Raw genomic sequence first — 19,596 nt, forward strand, 5'->3', positions numbered from 1 at the left:
GGGTTCGTGCGGGACGGGCCGCGACTGGGTGGGCCCGTGGAAGTCTATGCGGCACGCGCCCCGCCGCTCCCGGGGTGGGAGCGGCGGGGCGCGATCCGGCCTACTTCTTGGCGGCGGCCCGCTTGCGCGGCGCCCTCTTGGCGGGTGGCGCGACCGGGGCGTCCGCGAAGTCACCCGGCAGGATGTCCCGCAGGAACTTGCCGGTGTGGCTCTCCGGGACGGCCGCGATCTGCTCCGGGGTGCCCTCGGCGACCACCGTGCCGCCGCCGGATCCGCCCTCGGGGCCCATGTCGACGATCCAGTCGGCGGTCTTGATCACATCGAGGTTGTGCTCGATGACGATCACCGTGTTGCCCTTGTCAACCAGCCCGCTGAGCACCTTGATCAGCTTGCTGATGTCCTCGAAGTGCAGACCGGTGGTGGGCTCGTCCAGCACGTAGACCGTCCGCCCGGTGGAGCGCTTCTGCAGCTCCGAGGCGAGCTTGACGCGCTGGGCCTCGCCGCCGGAGAGCGTCGGCGCGGACTGGCCGAGCCGGACGTATCCGAGGCCGACGTCGTTGAGCGTCCTGAGGTGGCGGGCGATCGCCGGGACGGCCTCGAAGAAGCCCAGCGCCTCCTCGATCGGCATGTCCAGCACCTCGGCGATGGACTTGCCCTTGTAGTGGACCTCCAGCGTCTCCCGGTTGTACCGGGCGCCGTGACAGACCTCGCACGGCACGTAGACGTCCGGCAGGAAGTTCATCTCGATCTTGATGGTGCCGTCGCCGGTGCAGTTCTCGCAGCGGCCGCCCTTGACGTTGAAGGAGAAGCGGCCGGGCAGGTAACCGCGGACCTTGGCCTCCTGGGTCTCCGCGAAGAGTCGGCGGACGTGGTCGAACACCCCGGTGTAGGTGGCGGGGTTCGACCGCGGGGTGCGGCCGATCGGCGACTGGTCGACGTGCACCACCTTGTCCACCAGGTCGGTGCCGGTGATCCGGGTGTGCCGGCCGGGCACGCTGCGGGCGCCGTTCAGCTCCCGGGCGAGGTGGGTGTAGAGGATGTCGTTGACCAGCGTCGACTTGCCGGAGCCGGAGACACCGGTGATCGCGGTCAGGGTGCTGAGCGGGAAGCCGACCGTGACGTCCTTGAGGTTGTGCTCGCGGGCACCGTGGACGGTCAGCTGGCGCTTCTTGTCCCGGTCGCGACGGGCGGCCGGGATCGGGATGGACCTCTTTCCGGAGAGGTACTGGCCGGTCAGCGACTCCTTGTTGCCGAGCAGCTGCTTCAGCGAACCGGAGTGCACCACGTTGCCGCCGTGCTCGCCGGCGCCCGGGCCGATGTCCACCACCCAGTCCGCGGTCTTGATGGTGTCCTCGTCGTGCTCGACCACGATCAGGGTGTTGCCGATGTCGCGCAGCCGCACCAGCGTCTCGATCAGCCGGTGGTTGTCCCGCTGGTGCAGACCGATGGACGGCTCGTCCAGCACGTACAGCACGCCGACCAGGCCGGAGCCGATCTGGGTGGCCAGCCGGATGCGCTGGGCCTCGCCGCCGGACAGGGTGCCGGCCGCGCGGTCCAGGGAGAGGTAGTCCAGGCCGACGTCGACCAGGAAGCGCAGCCGCTCGTTGACCTCCTTGAGGACCCGCTCGGCGATCTGCTTGTCCCGGTCGTTGAGCTTCATCGCGCCCAGGAACTCGGCGCAGTCGCTGATCGACATCGACGAGACGTCGGCGATCGACTTCTCCTCGACGGTGACCGCGAGCACCACCGGCTTGAGCCGGGTGCCCTCACAGGTCGGGCAGGGCACCTCGCGCATGTAGCCCTCGAAGCGCTCGCGGCTGCTGTCGCTCTCCGCCTCGGTGTGCCGGCGCTGGATGAACGGGACGGCGCCCTCGAAGCCGGTGCTGTACGAGCGCTCGCGGCCGAAGCGGTTGCGGTAGCGGACCTGCACCTGGTGCTTGTGCCCGTACAGCAGCGCCTTCTTGGCGCGGGCGGGCAGCCCGGCCCAGGGGATGTCGGTGCGGAAGCCGAGCTCCTCGGCCAGCGCGTCGATCAGGCGCTGGAAGTACTCCTTGGCGTGCCCGGCCGACCACGGGTGGATCGCGCCCTCGTCCAGCGAGCGCTCCGGGTCCGGCACGACCAGCTCGGGGTCGACCTCCATCCGGTTGCCCAGGCCCGAGCAGTCCGGGCAGGCGCCGAACGGCGAGTTGAAGGAGAACGAGCGCGGCTCCAGCTCCTCGAACGACACGTCGTCGTACGGGCAGTAGAGGTGCTCGGAGTACATCCGCTCGCGTTCCGGGTCGCCCTCCGGGAGGTCGACGAAGTCGAGCACGACCATGCCGCCGGACAGCCGCAGGGCCGTCTCCACCGAGTCGGTGAGCCGCCGCTTGGCGCTCTCCTTGACGGTCAGGCGGTCGACCACCACCTCGACGGTGTGCTTCTCCTGCTTCTTCAGCTTCGGCGGCTCGGCGAGCTGGATCGTCTCGCCGTCCACCCGGGCGCGGGAGTAGCCCTTGGACTGGAGGTCGGCGAAGAGGTCGACGAACTCGCCCTTGCGCTCGCGCACCACCGGGCTGAGCACCTGGAACCGGGTGCCCTCGGCGAGCTCCAGCACCTTGTCCACGATCGCCTGCGGCGACTGCTTGGCGATCGGGCGGCCGCAGTGCGGACAGTGCGGCTTGCCGATCCGGGCGAACAGCAGGCGCAGGTAGTCGTAGACCTCGGTGATGGTGCCGACGGTCGAACGGGGGTTGCGGTTGGTGGACTTCTGGTCGATCGAGACGGCCGGGGAGAGGCCCTCGATGAAGTCCACGTCGGGCTTGTCCATCTGCCCGAGGAACTGGCGGGCGTACGAGGACAGCGACTCGACGTAGCGGCGCTGACCCTCGGCGAAGATCGTGTCGAAGGCGAGCGAGGACTTGCCGGAGCCGGAGAGGCCCGTGAAGACGATGAGGGAGTCGCGGGGCAGGTCGAGCGAGACGTTCTTGAGGTTGTGCTCGCGAGCACCGCGGACGATGAGGCGGTCGGCCACTGCTTCTGGCGCCTTTCTCCGGGGCGAGATGGCTTGCGGTGAGATTCGGTCTTCTTCCAGGATGCGGCAGCCAGCCTATAGCTCAGACGTTCGAATCTCGACTCTGTCCAGTGGAGACCACCCGAACGAGTGAGGGCCGCCCCGGGGCCGTCCGCACCCGGACCGAAAAGGGCCCTGCTCAGAGGCCGGATTCGGCGATAGCGTCGCCTGGTCAACGAGCGAAGCCCTCCTCGGGCAACGCGCCGTCTCGCACAGAAGGCAGATTCGATGTCCGACTCGCACTCCGCCGCCGCTCTAGCCACCGAGCGACTGAACCTGGTCGAGGCAAGCACCCGACGCATGCTGGAGAGCGTCTCCGCGCTGTTGCCGGAGGCCGTCGCCGAGCCCTCCGCGCTCCCCGGCTGGACCCGCGGCCACGTGCTGGCCCACATCGCCCGCAACGCCGACTCCCTGGTCAACCTGCTGACCGGCGCCCGCACCGGCACCGACATCCCGCAGTACGCCAGCGAGCAGGCCCGCGACCAGGGCATCGAGGACGGCGCCGGCCGCCCGCTGGACACCCAGCTCGCCGACCTGCGCGAGTCGCACGAGGGCTTCGCCGCGGCCGCCGCGCTGATGACCGACGAGGACTGGGCCGCCGAGGTGCGCCACCGCTCCGGCGCCGTCTTCCCCGCCTGCGACCTGGTCTGGAAGCGCCTCGCCGAGGTCGAGTACCACCTGGTCGACCTGGCCGGCGGCTACTCCCCCGCCGAGTGGCCGGAGGAGTTCGCCGTCACCGAGTTCCACAAGCTCGCCCTCAAGCTGCACGGCACCGAGCTGCCCCGCATCGAGCTGGTCGCCGAGGACACCGGCGACCTCGGCCTGATCGGCTCGGGCCCGGTTTCCCTGGCCGTCCACGGCCCCCTCCGCGCCCTGCTCGCCTGGCTGACCGGCCGCTCCGACGGCGCGGACCTGCGCCGCACGCCCGACACCGCGCTCCCCCAGCTTCCCCCGCTGGGCTGACGGGGCCAGGATGATCCTGAACCCTGTTGTAGCCGGACCCGGACGAGGAGCGGACGGATGACGTACCACGGAGCGGTCAAGGTCGGCGGGCCGCCGGACGTGCGGGAGCTGGCCCACCTGATCATCACCAAGGTGGCCGTCGGCCCGTACGACAACAACGCCTACCTGCTGCGCTGCAGGGCCACCGACGAGCAGTTGCTGATCGACGCGGCCGCCGACGCCCCGGTGCTGCTGGAGACCGTCGGCGACGACCTGGAGACGGTGGTCACCACCCACCGGCACCACGACCACTGGGGCGCGCTGGCCGAGGTGGTCGCCACCACCGGCGCCCGCACCGCCGCCGGGCGGCACGACGCCGAAGGCATCGACGTGCCCACCGAACTGCTGCTCGCCGACGGCGACAAGCTGCGGGTCGGCGACGTCGAGCTCACCGTCCGCCACCTGGTCGGCCACACCCCGGGCGCGATCGTGCTGATCTACGACGACCCGCAGGGCCACCCGCACGTCTTCACCGGCGACTGCCTCTTCCCGGGCGGCGTCGGCAACACCTGGGGCGACCCGGAGGCCTTCAGGAGCCTGTTCCGGGACGTCAACGAGAAGATCTTCGACGTCCTCCCGGACGAGGCCTGGGTCTACCCCGGCCACGGCAACGACACCACCGTCGGCGCCGAGCGCCCCCACCTCGACGAGTGGCGCGAGCGCGGCTGGTGACGATTTCCGGGGTGGTCGGCTCCGCCTGGAGCCGACCAGCCCGGATCATTGCGCAATGAGGCGTTCAGCTTCTCGCGCTCGGCCTGTTCCTGCTTCTTCGCGGACATCAGGACTGGGGAACCCCGACAACGCCGTTACGTTTACGCGTGAGGCCGCAGGTCAAGGGAGGTGACCGAGGCGACGGGACGCCTTCCTCCGTGGTGATCACAGGAGTGCGTGGTTGCCGGTGAGCGACGTGGTGGCGGTGGCGTGTCGCTACCGGGCGGCGAGGCCGTCCACCAGGGCTCGGAGCCCGTCCGAATAGGTGTCCCGGGCGGTCAGCGCCTCCCATCGGTCGGCGACTTGCGCCAACCGGGGAACCTCGTCGGGGTCGAGGTCGGCGAAGACGACATCCCGGTAGACGGGCCGGTCGTCGTCCGCGCGTCGCCGGACCGCTGCCGCCCGGACCATGATCTCTCCGGCGGTGTAGTACCAGATCGCGCGGTAACCGTGCACGGCCCGGTCGAGGGTCAGCCCGCAGTCGACGAACCCGTCCACGATCTGCTCGACAAACCACAGCGCGGTCCTGGACAGCAGGTCGTCAGCGGTCAGCACCGCCACGATCCAGGGGCAGGCGGCCAGTACCTCGTGGATCGCCTCCGCGGCGACGATGATCCGCTCGCGGGGCTGGGCAGGCAGTTCGGGCCGGCGCAGTGTCCGCGTCGCATAGTCGTCCAGCAGCAGCACGAGCAGCTCGTCCTTGTTGCGGACGTGATGGTAGAGCGCCATGGGCGTACTGCCGATCTCCGTGGCCAGCCGACGCATCGTCAGTCGGTCCACGCCCCCCTCGTCCAGGATCCGTAGGGCCGCACCGATGATCTCCTCGCGAGAGATCCGGGGAGGTCGGCCGGGAGTTTTGCGCGGTGCGGGCGGTTGCGGCATGCCCCCATCTTCCCCGGGTGTCGACAGCGGGCGTAGTCGGCGCTAGTTTTCGTACATGTACAGAAATTTAGGGGGTGGCCCCGGAGCTGTGCTGGCGGCGGCTGCCGTCGCGCAGTTCGTCGTCGCCCTGGACATGTCGGTGGTCAACGTCGCGCTGCCCGCAATCCGCCTCGCACTGGGATTCACCCCGCTCGGCCTCTCCTGGGTCGTGCACATCTACGCACTCGCACTCGGCGGACTTCTGCTGCTGGGTGGCCGGGCCGGCGACCTCTACGGTCGGCGTCGGCTCTTCGTACTGGGCCTGGCGGTCTTCGGACTGTGCTCACTGGCGGGCGGGCTGGCCCAGGCGCCCTGGCAACTGGTCGCTGCCCGAGCCGGCCAGGGCCTGGGTGCCGCCGCAGCCGCTCCAGCCGCGCTGGCCATGCTGACCGCCACGTTCCCCGAAGGCCCGCAGCGCACCCGGGCGCTCGGGGTGTGGAGCGCGGCGAACGCGGCGGGCGGTGCCCTGGGTGTACTCGCGGGCGGGCTGCTGACGCAGTACGCGGGCTGGCGGTGGGTCATGCTGGTCAACCTGCCCATCGTCGCGGCGGCTCTCGCCCTGGTCCCCGCGGGCGTACCCGCCGACGCACCTCCCACCCGGCGCGAGGATCCGGATGTGCTCGGCGCCGTCCTGGCAACCGGCGGAATCGGGCTGCTGGTCTTCGGCGTCGTCCGCACCGACACCGTCGGGTGGACCTCCCCGGCCACGCTGGTGGCCCTCGCCGCCTCCGCCGTACTACTGGCCGCCTTCTTCGTCGCCGAATCCAGGACCCCCGCACCGCTGTTGCGCCTCGGGCTGCTGCGCAGCCGCTGGGTCGCCGGCGCCAACGTCCTGGTGTTCCTCGCGGCGGCCGGGCAGTTCACCGCCTTCTACTTCGTGTCCCTGTACCTGCAACAGGTCCTGGGCATGGGCGCCGCCGCCACCGGCACCGCTTTCCTGCCCTTCACCGCCGGCCTGGTCGCAGGCACCGTCGCCGCGACCCGTATCACCTCCTCCCGCTCCCCGCGCGCAGCCCTGATGCCCGGCGCTCTGCTGGCCGCCGCAGGGCTGGCCTGGTTCGCCACCGTCAGACCGGACGGCAGCTTCCTCGCCGACGTACTCGGCCCCTCCATCCTCACCAGCATCGGCACCGGACTGGTCCTGGCTCCGGTCGCCGCCGCCGCGACCACAGGCGTCACCCCCCGCGAGGCCGGCATGGCCTCAGGAGTCTTCAACAGCTCCCGCCAACTCGGCGGCTGCGTCGGCCTGGCCGTCCTCGCGACCGTCGCGGCGCACCGCACCGGCGCGGCCACCAGCCCCGCCGCACTGAACGACGGCTACGCCCTGGGCCTGGCGGTCACCGCCGCGCTCTTCCTGCTCGCCACGGCCGTGGCGATCGCCGTACTGCCCCGCCACCGCGCTGCGGCAACCACCCCGCAAGCCGCCACCCTCACAGAGAATCAACCGGAAGGAACACCGTCATGACAACGACCCCCATCGACCTGTTCGCCTCGGCACTTCTGTTCCACCCCGACGGCGACGTCCGAGCCGCCGAACGCCGAATGGCGAGCAGCGACTCGGGCGCATGGCAGATCGCGACCTTCCACGTGGAGACAGACGCCGACGTCCACGCCGACCACTGGGAAATGCACCCGGAGGCAGACGAGGCGGTGTGCTGCCTGGCGGGCGGCGTGCGGCTCTACCTCCGTCCCACCGAACCCGGCAAATCCAGTGAGGCAGTGCCGTTGCCCGCGGGCGCCGCCGTGATCGTTCCCCGCGGCCGCTGGCACCGCCTGGAACTGGACGCTCCGAGCGACCTCATGTCGATCACCCTTCGCCGCGGCACCCGCCTCGAAAAGCGCACCGACACCCGCTGACCGAAGCGTGGCCAGAGTCGAGTCCCGCCGCCGGATGTCGCGTCCGGCGGCGGGCCTCGGGCGATTCAACTCCGGTCAGGCGTTGAGCTTCTCAGGCTCACGCCCGGCCTGCTCCTGCCCCTTCGAGGCCATCAGGCTGGTCACCGTCGTCACGGCCAGGACCACCACGATGAAGCCGAGGGAGAACGGGATACCGATCTCCGGGACGTGCACGCCGGCCTCGTGGGCGGCGTGGAGCACCAGCTTCACGCCGATGAAGCCGAGGATCACCGACAGACCGTACGAGAGGTGGACCAGCTTCTTCAGCAGGCCGCCGATCAGGAAGTACAGCTGGCGCAGGCCCATCAGGGCGAAGGCGTTGGCGGTGAAGACGACGTACGGGTCCTGGGTGAGGCCGAAGATGGCCGGGATCGAGTCCAGGGCGAACAGCACGTCCGTGGTGCCGATCGCCAGCATGACGATCAGCATCGGGGTGATCAGCCGGCGGCCGTTCTCCCGGATGAAGAGCTTCGTGCCGTGATAGCGACCAGTCGACGGGAAGCGCTGGGTGATCGACTTGAGCAGGCGGTTCTCCTCGTACTCGTCGTCCTCCTCCTCGGCCCGGGCCTCCTTGATCAGCTTCCAGGCCGTCCAGATCAGGAAGCCGCCGAAGACGAAGAACACCCAGGAGAACTGCGCCACCAGCGCCGCGCCGCCCGCGATGAAGGCTGCGCGCAGCACCAGGGCGATGATCACACCGAACATCAGCACGCGCTGCTGGTAGATCCTGGGCACCGCGAACTTGCCCATGATCAGGATGAAAACGAAGAGGTTGTCGACACTGAGCGACTTCTCGGTGATGTACCCGGCGAAGAACTCGCCCGCCGGCTGCCCACCGGAGTGCCACCAGAGGAACCCGCCGAAGAGCACCGCCAGCACGATCCAGACGGCCGTCCAGATCCCGGCCTCCTTGATCGAGACCTCGTGCGGCTTGCGCCCCCCGATGAAGAAGTCGGCCACGACCAGTGCGATCAGCACACCGATCGTAGTGACCCACATGATTACGGAAACGTCCATTACTGCTCCTCCGGCAGCTAGGCGAGACAGGTCGTCACTGCCGGAGGTCTCTTCCGCCCATCGGGCCAGCGCCCCGGGGTGCCACGACGGGCACCCGTGATGACGGGGTCGGCTGTCGAGGAATACTCCCCTCCGCTGCCGTCGAGAGTAACAGGGGAGGCAAGGATGGGTAAAGAAGGTAAAGAACCGTCAGAGGAACGGCTCGATCGCCGGCAGCAGGTCCTGGAAGGTCCGCCCCTTGGCCGGGGCGCCGATCGCCTGCATCTCCCAGCCGCCGCTGCCATCCCGGACCACCTTGGCCATGATCTGCCCGGTGTGCGGCCCGCCGCCCGCCAGCTCGTACCGGGCCAGCTCCACCCCGGTGGTCTCGTCCAGCAGCCGGCAGTGCGCCCGGCTCACCTCGGCGAAGGTCTGTCCGGTGTACGAGCTGACCGTGAACACCACCTGGGTGATGTGTGCCGGCACGTGCAGCAGGTCGACCAGGATCGCCTCGTCGTCCTCGGCGCCGGTGCCGCCCACCAGGTTGTCCCCGGTGTGCCGCACCGAGCCGTCAGTGGACTCCAAGTGCTGGAAGAACACCACGTCGGACGGGGTCTTCTCGGCGTACAGCAGCGCCGAGGCGTCCAGGTCGATCTTCCTGGTCCGGCTGCCGAACAGGCCCCGTTTGGGGGCGGCCTGCCAGCCGAGCCCCATCCGGACCACGGTCAGGGTGGCGCCCGCCCCCTTCTGGAGGCTGACCCGCTGCCCCTTGGCAAGGTTCACCGACACGACGTTGTCCTCTCTGCCGGCCACGCGGTCACACCCGCACGGCTCCCGGTGGAACACCCCGTCGCCGTCCCCCGGCTGAGGCCCCCTCTGCAATACGGCCCGCCGCCCCGTTCGAGGGCGCGATGCCGCAGGCCAGCCTAGGGCCTGCGGCACCCTCGACTCCTCCGGGTTACCCGGTTTGTGGCAAGGCTGAGACACCGCAGGGCTTGACCGGTGCAAGAACCGGCCAAGCCCGACGCACCGGTGGACAGGTCAGGCCACACCGGCCTCGCGCATCTGCCGCAGCTCCTTCTTCAGCTCCTTCACCTCGTCGCGCAGCCGTGCCGCGACCTCGAACTGGAGATCGGCGGCGGCCGCGTGCATCCGGTCGGTCATCTCCTGGATCAGGTCCGCCAGCTCGGCGGCCGGCATCGACTTGGCGGGCTTGCGCTCCGAGCCCAGCATCGGCACCGGGGCCTTGCCGCCCTTCTGGCCCGCGCCGCGGTAGCCGGTGGAGAGCAGCTCGTCGGTGTCCACGTCCTCGCGGGCGAGGGTGTCCAGGATGTCGCCGATCTTCTTCCGCAGCGGCTGCGGGTCGATCCCGTGCTCCTTGTTGTAGGCCTGCTGGACGGCCCGGCGGCGGTTGGTCTCCTCGATCGCCTTCTCCATCGAGGGGGTGATCCGGTCCGCGTACATGTGGACCTGGCCGGAGACGTTACGGGCGGCGCGGCCGATCGTCTGAATGAGTGACGTGCCGGAGCGCAGGAAGCCCTCCTTGTCGGCGTCCAGGATCGCCACCAGCGACACCTCGGGCAGGTCCAGGCCCTCGCGCAGCAGGTTGATGCCGACCAGCACGTCGAACCGGCCCGCGCGCAGCTCGCGCAGCAGCTCTACCCGGCGCAGGGTGTCCACGTCGCTGTGCAGGTACCGGACCCGGATGTCCAGGCCGAGCATGTAGTCGGTGAGGTCCTCGGCCATCTTCTTGGTCAGCGTGGTGACCAGGACGCGCTCGTCCCGCTCCACCCGCTTGCGGACCTCGTGCACCAGGTCGTCGATCTGGCCCTCGGTCGGCTTGACGATCACCTCGGGGTCGATCAGGCCGGTCGGGCGGATGATCTGCTCGACCTGGCCGTCGCCGCGGGACAGCTCGTACGGGCCGGGCGTCGCCGACAGGTACACCGTCTGACCGATCCGCCCCAGGAACTCCTCCCACTTCAGCGGTCGGTTGTCCATCGCGGACGGCAGCCGGAAGCCGTGCTCGACCAGGGTGCGCTTGCGCGAGGCGTCACCCTCGTACATCGCGCCGATCTGCGGGACGGTGACGTGCGACTCGTCGATGACCAGGAGGAAGTCCTCCGGGAAGTAGTCCAGCAGGGTGTTCGGCGGGGAGCCGGGCTCGCGGCCGTCGAAGTGCATCGAGTAGTTCTCGACGCCCGAGCAGGTGCCGATCTGGCGCAGCATCTCGATGTCGTAGGTGGTGCGCATCCGCAGCCGCTGGGCCTCCAGCAGCTTGCCCTGCTTCTCCAGCTTGGCGAGCGTCTGCTCCAGTTCCTGCTCGATGCCGGTGATCGCCCGCTCCATGCGCTCGGGGCCGGCCACGTAGTGCGAGGCGGGGAAGACGTAGATCTGCTCGTCCTGGCTGATGATCTCGCCGGTGAGCGGGTGCAGGGTGTAGAGCGCCTCGATCTCGTCGCCGAACATCTCGATCCGGACGGCGAGTTCCTCGTAGACCGGGAAGATCTCGATGGTGTCGCCGCGGACCCGGAAGGTGCCCCGGGTGAAGGCCACGTCGTTGCGCGCGTACTGGATGTCGACGAAGCGGCGCAGCAGCACGTCGCGGTCGATCTCCTGGCCGACCTTGAGCGGCACCATCCGGTCCACGTACTCCTGCGGGGTGCCCAGGCCGTAGATGCAGGAGACCGAGGCGACCACGATCACGTCGCGGCGGGTGAGCAGCGAGTTGGTGGCCGAGTGCCGCAGCCGTTCGACCTCCTCGTTGATCGAGGAGTCCTTCTCGATGTAGGTGTCCGTCTGCGGGACGTACGCCTCGGGCTGGTAGTAGTCGTAGTACGAGACGAAGTACTCGACCGCGTTGTTCGGCAGCAGCTCGCGGAACTCGTTCGCCAGCTGCGCGGCCAGCGTCTTGTTCGGCGCCATCACCAGGGTGGGGCGCTGCAGCTTCTCGATCATCCAGGCCGTGGTGGCCGACTTGCCGGTACCGGTGGCACCGAGCAGCACGACGTCCTTCTCCCCTCCCCTGATCCGCCGCTCCAGCTCGGCGATCGCCGCCGGCTGGTCGCCGTTCGGCTGGAAGGGACTGACGACCTCGAAGGGCGCCACGGACCGCTCAATACTCGTGATGGGACGCACGACTCCACCGTACGACCCACGACCGACAGCCGTGGCCGCTTCCGCCCCGCCCGAGGCCCCTTCGGTCAGGCCGGGCCGCAGCGGACGCAGGCGGGGTACCAGGCGATCGGGGTGAGCACACGGTGGCGGCGGCAGCTGGCGGCCATGACCTCGGTGGGGTCGGCGGGCGGGACGGGGGCGGGGCGGGTGTGCTCGATCAGCAGGCGGAGGGTGCGCAGGTGGTCCTCGGCGTACGGGGGCTCGTGGTCGAGTTCGTCCCAGCGGTGCCGGGTGAGGGCGAGGTCGACGACGGCGAGCGCGAAGGCGCGGCCGCGTTCCGGGTCGGGGCCCCAGTCCAGGTCCTCCAGCCGCAGGCCGACCATGCCGCGGCCCATCAGGTTCTGGTCCTGGCGGGCGAGCTCGGCGGCGAAGGCGTGGTCCCAGTCCTCCCGGGCGAGGGCGGTGACCGCGAGCATCAGGACCTCGACCAGCACCTCGGTGGCGCCGTTGCGCAGTTCCAGCTCGCGGCCCCCGCCCTCGAAGAGGTTCACCCCAGCTTCTCGCTGTCCCGGGCCAGGGCGACCAGGCGGGAGATGGCCCGCAGGTACTTCTTGCGGTAGCCGCCGCGCAGCATGTCCTCCGGGAAGACCTGGTCGAAGGGCAGGCCGGAGGCGGTGATGGGCAGCTCGCGGTCGTACATCCGGTCGGCCAGCACGACCAGGCGCAGCGCGGTGGACTGGTCGTCGACCTGCCGCACGCCGCGCAGGCAGACCGCGGTGACGTCGTCCAGCAGCGCGCCGTAGCGGCTGGGGTGGACGGCGGAGAGGTGGGCGAGCAGCGCGTCGAAGTCGTCCAGCGAAGCGCCGGGGGTGCGGTCGGCGACGGCCTCGACGGTGTCGTCGGTGTACGGCGGCGGGGCGTCGGGCAGGCCGCGGTGGCGGTAGTCCTGGCCGTCGATCCGCATCGGGCGGAAGTGCGCGGACAGGCCCTGGATCTCGCGCAGGAAGTCGGCGGCGGCGAAGCGGCCCTCGCCGAGCTTCTCCGGCAGGGTGTTCGAGGTGGCGCAGAGCTTGACGCCGTTCTCGACCAGGCGGCCGAGCAGGGTGGAGACCAGGACGGTGTCGCCCGGGTCGTCCAGCTCGAACTCGTCGATGCAGAGCAGCGTGTGCCCGGAGAGGGTCCGGACGGCCTGCTGGAAGCCGAGCGCGCCGACCAGGTTGGTCAGCTCCACGAAGGTGCCGAAGGCCTTGGGGCCGGGGGCGGCGTGCCAGAGCGAGGCGAGCAGGTGGGTCTTGCCGACGCCGTAGCCGCCGTCGAGGTAGACCCCGGCCGGGCCGGTGGGCACGGGGGCGGAGCGGCGGAACCAGCTGCGCTTGGGCGCGGAACCGTTTCCTCCCCCGAGGGTGCCCGCGAACTGCTCCAGGACCTGGACGGCCTCGTACTGGCTCGGCTGGGTCGGGTCCGGGATGTACGTCCCGAAGCTCACGTCGGCGAACCGGGGCGGCGGGACCATCTCGGCGACCAGCCGCTCGGCGGGCACGACGGGGCGGCGGTCGGTGAGCGCGATCGAGTTGCCGGCCGGGCTCGCGGCGGCTATGGACTCGGTCGCGGTGGCGGGGCGGGAGGCTGCGGGCACATCAGTAGAGGGTACGCCTGGTCCCCGCAGCCCCCGAACCGGCTCCGAACCGGCCCAGAACCGGCCCCGAACAGCCTCCGGACGGCCCCGGACGGCCCAGCGGTGGAACACTGAGGACATGCAACAGTTGATCAGCCCGCTGGGCGAGCCGGTCGCCGATCCGGCCGCGCTGGAGTCGCTCGCCGCCGTCTACGCGTACCCCGACCAGGTGAATCGGGGGCGGCCCTGGTTGCGCGCCAACATGGTGGCGGGCCTGGACGGCGGGGCGAAGCTCGACGGTCTGTCCGAGGGCCTGTCCGGCGACGCGGACAAGCGGATCTTCGGTGTGCTGCGCGCCCTGTCGGACGTGGTGCTGGTGGGCGCCGAGACGGTCCGCGCGGAGGGCTACCGGCCGGCCCGGGCCCGGAACGAGTTCGCGGCGGCGCGGGCCGCGGCGGGGCAGGCCCCGGCTCCGGCGATCGCGATCGTGAGCCGCTCGCTGGACCTCGACCTGGGCGCGCCGCTGTTCACGGAACCGCTGGTCAGGACGGTGGTGATCACCGTCGAGGACGCCCCCGAGGAGCGCCGCCGGGCGGTCGCCGAGGTGGCCGACCTGGTGCTCGCCGGGCGGGGTTCGGTGGACTTGCGGGCGGGGGTGGCTGCCCTGGCGGAGCGGGGCTGGACCCGCTTGCTGAGCGAGGGCGGCCCGCGGCTGCTGGGACAGCTGGCGGCCGCGGGTCTGCTGGACGAGCTGTGCCTGTCGCTGGCCCCGTTGATCACGGGCGGCGACGCGCCGCGCATCATCCACGATGCGGAAATGCCTGACGTGCAACGGATGCGGCTGGTCTCATTGATCGAGCAGAAAGGATTCCTCTTCACCCGCTACTTGCGTCACCTGGGTTCGATGACCCCGTGACCCCCCGATCGTGATCCCGTTATGCGATGCCGGGGCCCGGGGCCGGCCACTGGAAGGGACTCACGTGTTCAAGACGGTACTGATGATCGAAAAGGCTCTCTCCGACGCGGACGTGGAACTCGTCACCACGCTCCACAGCGACGAGAAGGTGTCCTTCGTCGTCCTGATGCAGCCGCGCGGCAAGCAGGACGAACTGCTGCGGGCGCTGGACGACGTCGCCCTCGGCCACCTCGACAAGGCGGTGCACGAGCACGACGAGTCCGAGAGCGGCCCGACCGTGGCCAGCGAATCGCTGGAGCACAGCCTGCGCCACCTGCGCCAGGCCGGGGCCGAGGCGATCGGCGAGCTGGTCGAGGAGAAGCCGCTGGACCGGCTGCGCGCGGCGGTCGAGGAGCACCGGGCGGACGAGGTGGTGGTGCTCACCTCGCCGCACTTCGTGGAGGAGTTCTTCCACCGCGACTGGGCCTCCCAGGCCAGGCACAAGGTGGGGGTACCGGTGCTGAGGCTGTTCGCCAGCGACTCCTAGCTCCGCGCGCCGGTGGTGCAGAATCGTCCTTGCGGTCCGCCCGCGAGGACGATTCGCACATTGCCGGACCCACCTGCCCACCAGCCCTCCTTGCCCGCCGCCGGGCAGGAGGGGCCCATCGCCCGTACGGAGCCACGCCTTGAACGACGCCGCGCACGACCTGCACGCCCCGCACTTCATCGGCATCGGCGGCGCCGGGATGTCCGGCCTGGCGAAGATCCTCGCAGTGCGCGGCGCCAGCGTCTCCGGCAGCGACTCCAAGGAGTCCGAGACCGTCCTCGCGCTGCGCGCCCTCGGCGCGACGGTGCACGTCGGCCACGCCGCCGAGCACGTGCCGAACAGCACCAGCAGCGTGGTCGTCTCCAGCGCGATCCGCGCCGACAACCCGGAGCTGGCCGCCGCCCGCGAGCGCGGCATCCCGGTGGTGCACCGCTCCGACGCGCTGGCCGCGCTGATGGGCGGCCGCCGGGCGCTGGCGGTGGCCGGCACCCACGGCAAGACCACCACCACCAGCATGCTGGCCGTCGCCCTCGGCGAGCTGGGCCTGGACCCGTCCTACGCGATCGGCGGCGACCTCGACGCGCCCGGCTCCAACGCCCACCACGGCACCGGCGAGATCTTCGTCGCCGAGGCCGACGAGAGCGACCGCAGCTTCCACAAGTACGCGCCCGAGGTGGCGATCGTGCTCAACGTGGAGCTGGACCACCACGCCAACTACGCCTCGATCGAGGAGATCTACGAGTCCTTCGAGACCTTCGTCGGCCGGATCACCCCCGGCGGCACCCTGGTGGTCTCGGCCGACCACGACGGCGCCCGCGAGCTGACCGCCCGGGTGGCCGGCCGCGAGGGGCTCAACGTGGTGACCGTCGGCTCCGCCGAGGACGCCGACGTCCGGGTCCTCTCGGTGGTCGCCCGCGGCATGACCAGCGAGGTCGCCGTGCTGCTGGACGGCGCCGAGCTGGCCTTCACCGTCTCCGTCCCGGGCCGCCACTACGCCCACAACGCGGTGGCCGCGCTGGCCGCCGGTGTCGCGCTGGGCGTCCCGGCCGCCGACCTGGCCAAGGCGATCGGCGCCTACACCGGCGTGCGCCGCCGGCTGCAGCTCAAGGGCAAGGCGGCCGGTGTCCAGGTGATCGACTCCTACGCCCACCACCCGACCGAGATGACCGCCGACCTGGAGGCGATCCGCGAGGGCCTGGACGGCGAGGGCCGCGTCCTGGTGGTCTTCCAGCCCCACCTGTTCAGCCGCACCCAGCAGCTCGCCGAGGAGATGGGCCGGGCCCTCGCGCTGGCCGACGCCTCGGTCGTGCTGGACATCTACCCGGCCCGTGAGGACCCGATCCCGGGCGTGACCAGCGAGCTGATCATCGACGCCGCCCGCCGGGCCGGCGCCGACGTCACCGCCGAGCACGACTTCGCCGCCGCCCCCGCCCTGCTGGCCGGTCTGGCCCGCCCGGGCGACCTGCTGCTCACCATGGGCGCGGGCGACGTCACCAACCTCGGGCCCGCCATCCTTGACGAGCTGGGGGGAAGCCTCAACCACCTCACGAACGTTGCCTCCAACGTCTGACGTACGCCGAGCGGGAGTCGTGATGAGCTACGAGATCCAGAAGACCGAGGCCGAGTGGCGCGCCCAGCTCAGCCCCGAGGAGTACCACGTGCTCCGCGAGGCGGGCACCGAGCGCCCGTTCGCCGGTGAGTACACCGACACCAAGACGGTCGGCGTCTACAGCTGCCGCGCCTGTGGGGCGGAACTGTTCAGCTCCGAGACCAAGTTCGACAGCCACTGCGGCTGGCCGTCGTTCTACGATGCACGCAACTCCGAGGCGGTGGAGCTGCTGGAGGACAACAGCCTTGGTATGCGACGTGTCGAGGTGCGCTGCAAGCGGTGCGGCGGACACCTCGGCCACGTCTTCGAGGGCGAGGGCTATGGCACGCCGACCGACCTCCGGTACTGCATCAACAGCGTCTCTCTGACGCTGAAGCCCGCTGAAGGCTGAGCCGACCAGCGGCACACCTCGGCATCCGCCTCGCATCGATCAGCGAGGCTTCCGGCTGTGCGTACCGTCGATTCGGTACGCACAGCCGGTGGTTGGCGCTTCACGGACCGGGCAACCCGAGATCTCCACGCCCTCGCACCGCATGCCCTGCGGCACTCCACAACGTAGAGGGACAAGCCGCCCAGCTGATGCCGGTGATCGAGCACCTCGACCGGGTGGTCCGGGGAGTCGGGGAAGCGGTTGACGGCGACGGCGTACGGCAGGCCCTGGGCCGGAGCGTCAGTTCCGGCCGGAGCGGGGCCGCGGGACGCGGGCGGTGTCCTCGGCCAGTTCGCGGGCCACCAGGGCGACCTGGCCCATCGACTCCAGGATGCCGGGCTTGGTGGAGCCGTCCAGGTGCCGGTACTCGGCCCCGACGGTGAGCACCAGCCGCTCGGGCAGCCCGAGTTCGGGGTAGCGCTGCTCGGCGATCACCCGCCGGGCGGCGTCCAGCGCGGGTATCCCGGCGCCGTGCAGGGCGTGGGCGCGCTCGCGGACGTAGTCGAGGTAGCCGATGTGCTGGTGGACGCCGTCACGGTCGAGCACCGGGCCGTGGCCGGGGACGAAGATCTCGGCGCCGGTGGCGAGGGCCTGCTCACAGGCGCCGATGATGTTCGCCAGTGGTCCGGCCCAGTGCGAGGGGTGGTCGCCCGGCTGCTCCGGGGTCGAGGAGAAGACCACGTCGCCGGTGAACACCGTGCGCTGGTGCGGGAGGTGGACCATCAGGTCGCCGCCGGTGTGGGCGGCGGGCAGGCTGGTGATCTGCACCGGATAGCGGCCGACCTTGAGTTCCAGCTCGCCGGTGAAGACGGTGTCCGGGTGCACCGGCTCGGTCTCGGACCAGTCGAAGGCCCCGAAGTGCTCCCGCAGGTAGCCACCGAGCGGGGATTCCGGGTCGCTGCCCGCGATCAGCGCGTGCTGCTGCTGCGGGGAGGGCTCCCAGTGGATGTGGTCCAGCGCCTCGCGGGTGGCGATCACCTCGGCGTCCGGGAGCACTCCGGCGCCCCACAGGTGGTCGCCGTTGGCGTGGGTGACGACCACCCGGTCGATCTCCACCCCGGTCGGCAGCAGGCGCCGGCTCGCGGCGAGGAACTCCCCGGCCAGCGAGGGGTCGTACGGGGTGTCGATCCAGAGCGCGGTGGTGTCGGAGGCCAGCAGGCCGCAGTTGGCCAGGCCCCAGCCCCGCTTCGGGGGGAGCCACACGTACAGGTCCTGGGCAATCGCGCTCACGTTCGCGCGGTTGATCGTCATGCGCGCGATTATGCCCGCGTTGCGCCGGATCGGGGGCAAAGACGTTGCGATCGCAGAGAGTTCCCGCCCCAGACGCTCCCGAACCGTCCACTTTCGCACCCTCTGGTCGAGACCGATTGCCCCAGGGAATGGGACGACACGTGGACGCTTCGAACCGTCAGGGACACGGCTCCGGCCGCGTGTTCGGCGCACCGGACTCGCGGCCGGAGCGAATGCGCATCAGCAGGTGGTGAGCCCGCTGCGCATCGGCTGGTCGGCGAGGCTGAACCCATCAACCGGCACGGTGAATTGGTGAACGAATTCTTCCAGTCACCCTGGGCGGCAGGTTCGGCGACTTCGAGAAACAGACGGGAGAGCGGCATGATCCTGCGATCCTCGATTGCAGGACCATGAATTCGGCGAGAGGCCTGCTACCACCGCGCCACGCCCGTCAGCTGGTTGGCAGCCGCCTGATCCCCTTGCGCTCCCCCGCGCAGCGCTCGTACCCCAGCCAGGCGTTGATCGCCAGCATCGGCGCGTTGGTCATGTCGTTGCTGGTGTACGCGTGCCGGTAGCCCGCCGCCGCCGCGAGCCGCAGCGACTCCAGCTTGGCCAGCTTGGTCAGGCCGCGGCCGCGGAACTCCCGGCGGCAGGCGGTGAACGCGGACCAGTAGCGGTCCACCCCGTCGGTCCGCACCATGGTGAACGCGGCCGGTTCGCCGTCCACCACGGCCACCACGGTCAGCCCCCGGTCCAGGTCCGGTCGGGCCCAGTCGTCTTGAAGCCACTCCTCGTAGTCCAGGGCGTCCATCGACACCTCGCCGGGCTCGTCCCGGATGGCCTCCGCCTCCACCAGGAACAGCGCGCGCGGATCGTCCGCCCAGTCGGTGGCCGGGCACAGCTCGACACCGGCCGGCCGTACCGGCGCCTGGGGCAGCGGCAGCGTCAGGTCCCTCCCGCCGAACTGCGCCGTGCTCCTGAGCTCGTAGCCCCGGGCGGAGGCGAAGGCCAGCGAGTCGGGCTCCTCGTCCAGCCAGCTGTGCAGCTCGGTCACCCCGTGCCCGGCCAGGTGCCGTTCGGCCGCGGCCAGCAGCGCGGTCGCCGCGCCGCGCCGCCGGAACCCCGGCAGCACACTGCCGTTGGCGTAGCCGACGCCGGTGGTCGTCGTCCCGAGCACCAGGCCGCAGCGCACCGCGCCGACCACCCGGCCGTCCAACTCCGCGACGATGGTCCGGAAGTGCTCGTCGGGATTCTGCCGGGCGTTCATCCAGAGCAGGGCCTCGGCGGTCATCACCAGGTGCTCGCGCCCGGCCCGGTGGGCGGCCGCCACCGCCTCGGCGTCCTCGGGGCGGAAGTCTCGGATCGTCAGTTCGGTCGAAGTCATGGGTTCGCACGCTATCCGGGGCTCCCAGCCGACGCCTCCGAATTTCCCGTCCGCAGGCCACCCCACCGCCGGGCCGGGGGCCGGAGTCCCTCCTCGCCAGGGCGGCAAGCTCAAATAATGCTCTGAGAAGACCGGGTGAGGCTTGGCAGCCACCCCACTCGGGGACATCCTCAGCAGCATGGCCGCGCGGTCCT

General features: G+C 70.7%; 17 protein-coding genes. 8 read left to right on the plus strand and 9 right to left on the minus strand.

What is annotated here, in order from left to right:
* Window positions 1-100: 100 nt before the first annotated feature.
* On the minus strand, window positions 101-3,010 hold the full coding sequence (gene uvrA / locus ACWC9T_RS05080; protein WP_449819662.1) for an excinuclease ABC subunit UvrA: 2,910 nt from the start codon (window positions 3,008-3,010) through the stop codon (window positions 101-103).
* Window positions 3,011-3,277: 267 nt separating this feature from the next.
* Between uvrA and ACWC9T_RS05085 the strand changes: the two genes are divergently transcribed.
* Window positions 3,278-4,012 carry a maleylpyruvate isomerase family mycothiol-dependent enzyme gene (locus ACWC9T_RS05085; RefSeq protein ID WP_449819663.1) on the plus strand — a complete coding sequence of 245 codons (735 nt, stop codon included), beginning with the start codon at window positions 3,278-3,280 and terminating at the stop codon, window positions 4,010-4,012.
* Window positions 4,013-4,069: 57 nt separating this feature from the next.
* Window positions 4,070-4,723, plus strand: coding sequence for an MBL fold metallo-hydrolase (locus tag ACWC9T_RS05090; protein ID WP_449819664.1), 654 nt, complete (start codon window positions 4,070-4,072; stop codon window positions 4,721-4,723).
* A gap of 255 nt (window positions 4,724-4,978) precedes the next feature.
* On the opposite strand, the gene ACWC9T_RS05095 is transcribed toward ACWC9T_RS05090, so the two are convergent.
* Entirely contained in the window at window positions 4,979-5,644 is a 666-nt protein-coding gene (locus ACWC9T_RS05095) for a TetR/AcrR family transcriptional regulator (protein WP_449819665.1), read from the minus strand.
* Window positions 5,645-5,699: 55 nt separating this feature from the next.
* Here ACWC9T_RS05095 and ACWC9T_RS05100 point away from each other — a divergent pair, with 55 nt between their 5' ends.
* Window positions 5,700-7,148 carry an MFS transporter gene (locus ACWC9T_RS05100; RefSeq protein WP_449819666.1) on the plus strand — a complete coding sequence of 483 codons (1,449 nt, stop codon included), beginning with the start codon at window positions 5,700-5,702 and terminating at the stop codon, window positions 7,146-7,148.
* Window positions 7,145-7,540, plus strand: coding sequence for a cupin domain-containing protein (locus ACWC9T_RS05105; RefSeq protein ID WP_449819667.1), 396 nt, complete (start codon window positions 7,145-7,147; stop codon window positions 7,538-7,540). The genes ACWC9T_RS05100 and ACWC9T_RS05105 overlap by 4 nt, the downstream gene beginning before the upstream one ends.
* A gap of 75 nt (window positions 7,541-7,615) precedes the next feature.
* On the opposite strand, the gene ACWC9T_RS05110 is transcribed toward ACWC9T_RS05105, so the two are convergent.
* The 5 genes from ACWC9T_RS05110 to zapE form a co-directional block, all read right to left on the minus strand.
* Window positions 7,616-8,596: a TerC family protein gene (locus ACWC9T_RS05110; protein WP_449819668.1), complete on the minus strand. Its 981-nt coding sequence runs from the start codon at window positions 8,594-8,596 to the stop codon at window positions 7,616-7,618.
* Window positions 8,597-8,785: 189 nt separating this feature from the next.
* Window positions 8,786-9,364 (minus strand): TerD family protein, encoded by a 579-nt coding sequence (locus tag ACWC9T_RS05115; protein WP_449819669.1) that lies wholly within the window; start codon window positions 9,362-9,364, stop codon window positions 8,786-8,788.
* A gap of 252 nt (window positions 9,365-9,616) precedes the next feature.
* Window positions 9,617-11,713: an excinuclease ABC subunit UvrB gene (gene uvrB / locus ACWC9T_RS05120; RefSeq protein ID WP_449819670.1), complete on the minus strand. Its 2,097-nt coding sequence runs from the start codon at window positions 11,711-11,713 to the stop codon at window positions 9,617-9,619.
* Between the two features lie 65 nt (window positions 11,714-11,778).
* Window positions 11,779-12,243: a hypothetical protein gene (locus ACWC9T_RS05125; protein WP_449819671.1), complete on the minus strand. Its 465-nt coding sequence runs from the start codon at window positions 12,241-12,243 to the stop codon at window positions 11,779-11,781.
* The gene (gene zapE / locus ACWC9T_RS05130; protein WP_449819779.1) at window positions 12,240-13,289 is read right to left on the minus strand and encodes a cell division protein ZapE; all 1,050 of its coding nucleotides are present in this window, start codon (window positions 13,287-13,289) and stop codon (window positions 12,240-12,242) included. Before zapE ends, ACWC9T_RS05125 begins: the two co-directional genes overlap by 4 nt.
* 157 nt (window positions 13,290-13,446) lie before the next feature.
* On the opposite strand from zapE, the gene ACWC9T_RS05135 reads away from it, so the two are divergent.
* The 4 genes from ACWC9T_RS05135 to msrB all read left to right on the plus strand — a co-directional run bounded on the left by ACWC9T_RS05135 (window position 13,447) and on the right by msrB (window position 16,749).
* Window positions 13,447-14,223, plus strand: a complete 777-nt coding sequence (locus tag ACWC9T_RS05135; RefSeq protein ID WP_449819672.1) for a pyrimidine reductase family protein — start codon at window positions 13,447-13,449, stop codon at window positions 14,221-14,223.
* A 64-nt stretch (window positions 14,224-14,287) separates the two neighbouring features.
* The gene (locus ACWC9T_RS05140; protein ID WP_449819673.1) at window positions 14,288-14,749 is read left to right on the plus strand and encodes an indole-3-glycerol phosphate synthase; all 462 of its coding nucleotides are present in this window, start codon (window positions 14,288-14,290) and stop codon (window positions 14,747-14,749) included.
* Between the two features lie 139 nt (window positions 14,750-14,888).
* On the plus strand, window positions 14,889-16,319 hold the full coding sequence (gene murC / locus ACWC9T_RS05145) for a UDP-N-acetylmuramate--L-alanine ligase (RefSeq protein ID WP_449819674.1): 1,431 nt from the start codon (window positions 14,889-14,891) through the stop codon (window positions 16,317-16,319).
* Window positions 16,320-16,341: 22 nt separating this feature from the next.
* A complete protein-coding gene (msrB, locus tag ACWC9T_RS05150; protein ID WP_449819675.1) occupies window positions 16,342-16,749 on the plus strand; it encodes a peptide-methionine (R)-S-oxide reductase MsrB in 408 nt (135 codons plus the stop codon).
* A gap of 279 nt (window positions 16,750-17,028) precedes the next feature.
* Here msrB and ACWC9T_RS05155 read toward each other — a convergent pair whose 3' ends face one another.
* Together ACWC9T_RS05155 and ACWC9T_RS05160 are read right to left on the minus strand one after the other, a co-directional pair.
* Entirely contained in the window at window positions 17,029-18,039 is a 1,011-nt protein-coding gene (locus ACWC9T_RS05155) for an MBL fold metallo-hydrolase (protein WP_449819676.1), read from the minus strand.
* A gap of 430 nt (window positions 18,040-18,469) precedes the next feature.
* Window positions 18,470-19,402 carry a GNAT family N-acetyltransferase gene (locus ACWC9T_RS05160; RefSeq protein WP_449819677.1) on the minus strand — a complete coding sequence of 311 codons (933 nt, stop codon included), beginning with the start codon at window positions 19,400-19,402 and terminating at the stop codon, window positions 18,470-18,472.
* Window positions 19,403-19,596: the final 194 nt, after the last annotated feature.

It is taken from the genome of Kitasatospora sp. NPDC001159 (assembly GCF_053598235.1).

Bases quoted from the DNA above. Each gene is read 5' to 3' on its own strand.
- ACWC9T_RS05085 (WP_449819663.1), top strand. From the start codon at position 3,278: ATGTCCGACTCGCACTCCGCCGCCGCTCTAGCCACCGAGCGACTGAAC.
- ACWC9T_RS05090 (WP_449819664.1), top strand. From the start codon at position 4,070: ATGACGTACCACGGAGCGGTCAAGGTCGGCGGGCCGCCGGACGTGCGG.
- ACWC9T_RS05095 (WP_449819665.1), bottom strand. From the start codon at position 5,644: ATGCCGCAACCGCCCGCACCGCGCAAAACTCCCGGCCGACCTCCCCGG.
- ACWC9T_RS05100 (WP_449819666.1), top strand. From the start codon at position 5,700: ATGTACAGAAATTTAGGGGGTGGCCCCGGAGCTGTGCTGGCGGCGGCT.
- ACWC9T_RS05105 (WP_449819667.1), top strand. From the start codon at position 7,145: ATGACAACGACCCCCATCGACCTGTTCGCCTCGGCACTTCTGTTCCAC.
- ACWC9T_RS05110 (WP_449819668.1), bottom strand. From the start codon at position 8,596: ATGGACGTTTCCGTAATCATGTGGGTCACTACGATCGGTGTGCTGATC.
- ACWC9T_RS05135 (WP_449819672.1), top strand. From the start codon at position 13,447: ATGCAACAGTTGATCAGCCCGCTGGGCGAGCCGGTCGCCGATCCGGCC.
- msrB (WP_449819675.1), top strand. From the start codon at position 16,342: ATGAGCTACGAGATCCAGAAGACCGAGGCCGAGTGGCGCGCCCAGCTC.
- ACWC9T_RS05155 (WP_449819676.1), bottom strand. From the start codon at position 18,039: ATGACGATCAACCGCGCGAACGTGAGCGCGATTGCCCAGGACCTGTAC.
- ACWC9T_RS05160 (WP_449819677.1), bottom strand. From the start codon at position 19,402: ATGACTTCGACCGAACTGACGATCCGAGACTTCCGCCCCGAGGACGCC.